This is a genomic window from Mesorhizobium sp. M2C.T.Ca.TU.002.02.1.1, assembly GCF_003997225.1.
Window position 1 is genome coordinate 1 of record NZ_RZTO01000600.1, and the last position, 3,901, is coordinate 3,901.

The following is a 3,901-nucleotide window of genomic DNA, read 5'->3' on the forward strand; positions in this document are numbered from 1 at the left end:
GGCCATGCCGGACCGCTGGCAGGCATCCTCGCCGGTCTCGAATGGGCGGCGAAGCAAACAGGCTGTCTTTGGCTGATGAGCGCCGCCGGCGACACGCCGTTCTTCCCCGACGGCCTCGTCGAGCGCCTCGCCGCCGCAACCCGCGACCGGCCTGGCGCGATCGCCGTCGCCAGCTCGGGCGGCAGATGGCACCCGACCTTCGCGCTCTGGCCGCTCGGCCTGCGCGACGCCTTGCGTCGTTTCCTGGTCGATGAGGACAACCGGCGGGTTTCGACCTTCATGGAGCGCCAGGGCCATGTCGAGGTCGGGTTCCCCATGATCGCGGCCGGCAACCAGAAGATCGACCCGTTCTTCAACGTCAACACACCGGACGACCTTGCTGCGGCGGAGCGTCTGTTGCAAATCCTCAGGCCATGAGACGCGTATTCGGCATCACCGGCTGGAAGAACTCCGGCAAGACGACCCTGACGGAAAAGCTCGTCACCGAGCTGGTGGCGCGCGGCTGGACGGTTTCGACGGTGAAGCACGCCCACCATGACTTCGACATCGACAAGCCGGGCGCCGATTCTTTCCGCCATCGGCAGGCGGGTGCCATGGAGGTTGCCATCGTATCCGGCCGGCGCTGGGCGCTGATGCACGAACTGCGCGGCGAGGACGAACCGACGCTGGACGATATTCTGGCGCGGCTGTCGCCCTCGGACATCGTGCTGGTCGAAGGTTACAAGCGCGAAGCGCACAAGAAGATCGAGGCAAGGCGGCTCGAAGCCAAGGATCGGACGCCGCTGTCGGCCAACGATCCCAACATCGTCGCGGTCGCCGCCGACTTTACGGTCGAAGGCGAAGACCTGCCGGTTTTCGACCTCGACGACACCAAATCGATAGCCGACTTTGTCGAGCGCAGCACAGGTCTCGTTGCTCGAACCAAGTAACGCAACGGCACATCCTGATTGTCGTTTGCCGTTGATTTGCAGTTGCTTTTTTCTTGGAAAGAGTGGGAGTATCCGCCCCAGCGGGCGGTAAAGAAGCTCCGCCCACAAGAGCCGCACGGGACAGCGGCCATGACAATATGAGAGGATTATCATGCGTATTGCACTGCGTATCGCGCTTGCCGCTTCGGCCGCGCTGCTGACACTTGGCGTCGCCCAGGCTCAGGAAAAGACCCTGAGGATCGGCACCGAAGGCGCGTACCCGCCCTTCAACAACCTGACCTCGGACGGCCAGCTGGTCGGCTTCGACATCGATATCGCCAAGGCTCTCTGCGACGAGATGAAGGTGAAGTGCACCTTCGTCGCGCAGGACTGGGACGGCATCATCCCGGCGCTCCAGGCCGGCAAGTTCGATGCCATCGTCGCCTCGATGTCGATCACGCCCGAGCGCCAGGAAAAGGTCGACTTCACCCACAAATACTACAACACCCCCTCGGCCATCGCCGTGCCGAAGGATTCGCCGCTCAAGGGCGTGACCAAAGAAGACCTCGCCGGCAAGAACATCGGCGTCGCCACCACGACCACGCACTACAACTACGCTTCCAAGACCTACACGGACAGCACCATCAAGGGCTATCCGAGCAGCCCCGAGGAGCAGGCCGACCTCGCCAATGGCCGTCTCGATGCCATCGAGGACGACATCGTGGTGCTGCAGCAGTGGCTGGATTCGCCGGACGGCGCCTGCTGCAAGATCCTCGGTCAGCCCTCGCCGCAGCCGGTCGAAATCTTCGGACCGGGCGCCGGCATTGCAGTGCGCAAGGGCGAGACCGATCTCGTCAACCAGCTGAACAACGCGATCGACGCCATCCGCAAGAACGGAAAATACAAGGAAATCAACGACAAGTACTTCAAGTTCGACGTCTACGGCGCCGAATCCTGATAAGTTAGCCAGGGCGGTGAGGCACCCCTCGCCGCCCTTCTCTTCTCCCGGGATCGCCACGGAGACTCGACCCGTCAATGCCGGCCCAAAGCATTTGGACACTTCTCAGCTGGGGACCGGACGGCTGGAGTGACGACATTGCGTCTGGCGTTCTGGTCACCATTGCATTGGCGCTCGCCACATTGCCGATCGGCCTGGTGATCGGGTTCTTCGTCGCATTCGCCAAGCAGCACGAAGAGCCGTCGCTCAGGCTCGCCGGCAACATCTACACCACGGTCTTTCGCGGCCTGCCCGAACTGGTGACGCTGTTCCTGTTCTTCTTCGGCATGCCGCTTCTGTTGCAATATGTCGTGCGGCTGTTCAATCCGAATGCCACCATCGACGTCAACAGCTTCGTCGCCGGCATGATCGTGCTGGCGCTGATCTTTTCCTCCTACGCCAGCGAGGTCTTCCTCTCCGCGTTCCGCGCCATTCCGAAAGGCCAATATGAGGGAGGCTACGCCATTGGCCTGTCGAAATGGCAGACGATGCGGCTGGTGATCCTGCCGCAGCTGATACGCATCGCTTTTCCGGGTCTCGAGAATTGCTGGCTGAGCCTGCTCAAGGACACCTCTTTGGTCTCGGTGGTCAACCTCGCCGAGACCTTGCGCCAGTCCGGCGTCGCGGCGCGCGTCACCAAGCATTCCTTCCTGTTCTACAGCGTCGCGGCGCTGATCTTCCTGGTGTTGGCCGTCCTGTCGTCGATCGCCACGAGCTACATCCTGCGCTACCTCGGGCGGAGGGAAGCGCGATGAGCGTCAGCCAGGCCATCGCCATCGACAAGCCGCCGCCGCAAGCGCGCGGCTGGCCGCGAGCCCGCATCCTCGGCTACGCGCTGGTCGGCATCTGGATTCTGTTCGGCGCCGGCATCGTGGCCTACCTGGTCTACGCCTGGAATCCGGAGTTCTTCGCCCGTTACGCGCCGGCCTATCTGCAGGGTCTGGGAACGACCCTGTCGCTGGTGTCGATTTCGATGGTGCTTGGAGCGATCTTCTCGCTGCCTGTCGCCTATGGCCGCATGTCAGCGAACCCGATCCTGTCCGGGCTTGCCTATTGCTACGTCTATTTCTTCCGCGGCACGCCGCTGCTGGTGCAGACCTACCTGGTCTATTACGGCATCGGCTCGTTCAAGCCCGAGCTTGAGACGGTCGGGCTGTGGTGGTTCTTCCGCGAAGCCTTCTACTGCGGCGTCTTCGCCTTCTCGCTCAACACCGCCGCCTACCAGGCGGAAATCCTGCGCGGCGCCATCGAAAGCGTGCCGCGCGGCCAATGGGAAGGCGCGGCCTCGCTCGGCCTGCACAAATTGCAGACGTTGCGCAAGGTGGTGCTGCCGCAGGCGATCATCGTCGCGCTCAGGCCCTACGGCAACGAGCTCATCCTGATGATCAAGGCCTCGGCGATCGTTGCCATCATCACCGTCTACGATCTGATGGGCAACGCCAAGCTCGCCTACGCGAAATCCTTCGACATCCAGGCCTATATCTGGGTGGCGATCGTCTATCTGGTGATGGTCGAGATCCTGCGCCACGGCGTCGAATGGATCGAGCGCCGGATCACCGTCCATTTGCATCGCTAGATCAAACCGTTCAGGCCTGCACCAGTCGATGCGGCGCTGCATGCCTTGACGAATTCTTCGCATGGCCTAGACCTTCGGCCACTGGAAACCGTGTTTTGTTGGAAGGTAGGCGTATGGCATCGGTTGCATTTCTCGGTCTTGGCGTCATGGGCTATCCGATGGCCGGGCACCTCAGGAACAAGGGCGGGCATGACGTCACCGTCTATAACCGTACCAAGGCAAAGGCCGAGCAGTGGGTGGCCCAGCATGGCGGCAAACTGGCGCTGACGCCGGCCGAGGCTGCCGAGGGCAAGGACTTCGTCTTCTCCTGCGTCGGCAATGACGATGATCTGCGCTCGGTGACCACCGGCCCGAATGGCGCCTTCGCGGCGATGAAGAAGGGTTCCGTCTTCATCGACAACACCACCGCCTCGGCCGAGG

Annotated in this window: 6 protein-coding genes; all 6 read left to right on the forward strand. The window is 62.5% G+C overall.

All coding sequences use genetic code 11. From position 1 onward, the window contains the following. Positions 1-417: NTP transferase domain-containing protein (locus EOD07_RS25790; RefSeq protein WP_127237423.1), on the forward strand; the 417-nt coding region annotated here is incomplete at its 5' end. Continuing rightward, the gene (mobB, locus tag EOD07_RS25795; protein ID WP_127237424.1) at positions 414-929 is read left to right on the forward strand and encodes a molybdopterin-guanine dinucleotide biosynthesis protein B; all 516 of its coding nucleotides are present in this window, start codon (positions 414-416) and stop codon (positions 927-929) included. The genes EOD07_RS25790 and mobB, both read left to right, overlap by 4 nt. 151 nt (positions 930-1,080) lie before the next feature. Further along, positions 1,081-1,866, forward strand: coding sequence for an ABC transporter substrate-binding protein (locus EOD07_RS25800; protein WP_040982781.1), 786 nt, complete (start codon positions 1,081-1,083; stop codon positions 1,864-1,866). 77 nt (positions 1,867-1,943) lie between these two features. Next, on the forward strand, positions 1,944-2,660 hold the full coding sequence (locus EOD07_RS25805) for an ABC transporter permease (RefSeq protein ID WP_127237425.1): 717 nt from the start codon (positions 1,944-1,946) through the stop codon (positions 2,658-2,660). Beyond that, the gene (locus EOD07_RS25810) at positions 2,657-3,481 is read left to right on the forward strand and encodes an ABC transporter permease (RefSeq protein ID WP_127237426.1); all 825 of its coding nucleotides are present in this window, start codon (positions 2,657-2,659) and stop codon (positions 3,479-3,481) included. The genes EOD07_RS25805 and EOD07_RS25810 overlap by 4 nt, the downstream gene beginning before the upstream one ends. 113 nt (positions 3,482-3,594) lie before the next feature. Continuing rightward, a partial coding sequence (locus tag EOD07_RS25815; protein WP_164772518.1) for an NAD(P)-binding domain-containing protein occupies positions 3,595-3,901 on the forward strand: 307 nt, incomplete at its 3' end.

Bases quoted from the DNA above. Each gene is read 5' to 3' on its own strand.
- mobB (WP_127237424.1), top strand. From the start codon at position 414: ATGAGACGCGTATTCGGCATCACCGGCTGGAAGAACTCCGGCAAGACG.
- EOD07_RS25800 (WP_040982781.1), top strand. From the start codon at position 1,081: ATGCGTATTGCACTGCGTATCGCGCTTGCCGCTTCGGCCGCGCTGCTG.
- EOD07_RS25805 (WP_127237425.1), top strand. From the start codon at position 1,944: ATGCCGGCCCAAAGCATTTGGACACTTCTCAGCTGGGGACCGGACGGC.
- EOD07_RS25810 (WP_127237426.1), top strand. From the start codon at position 2,657: ATGAGCGTCAGCCAGGCCATCGCCATCGACAAGCCGCCGCCGCAAGCG.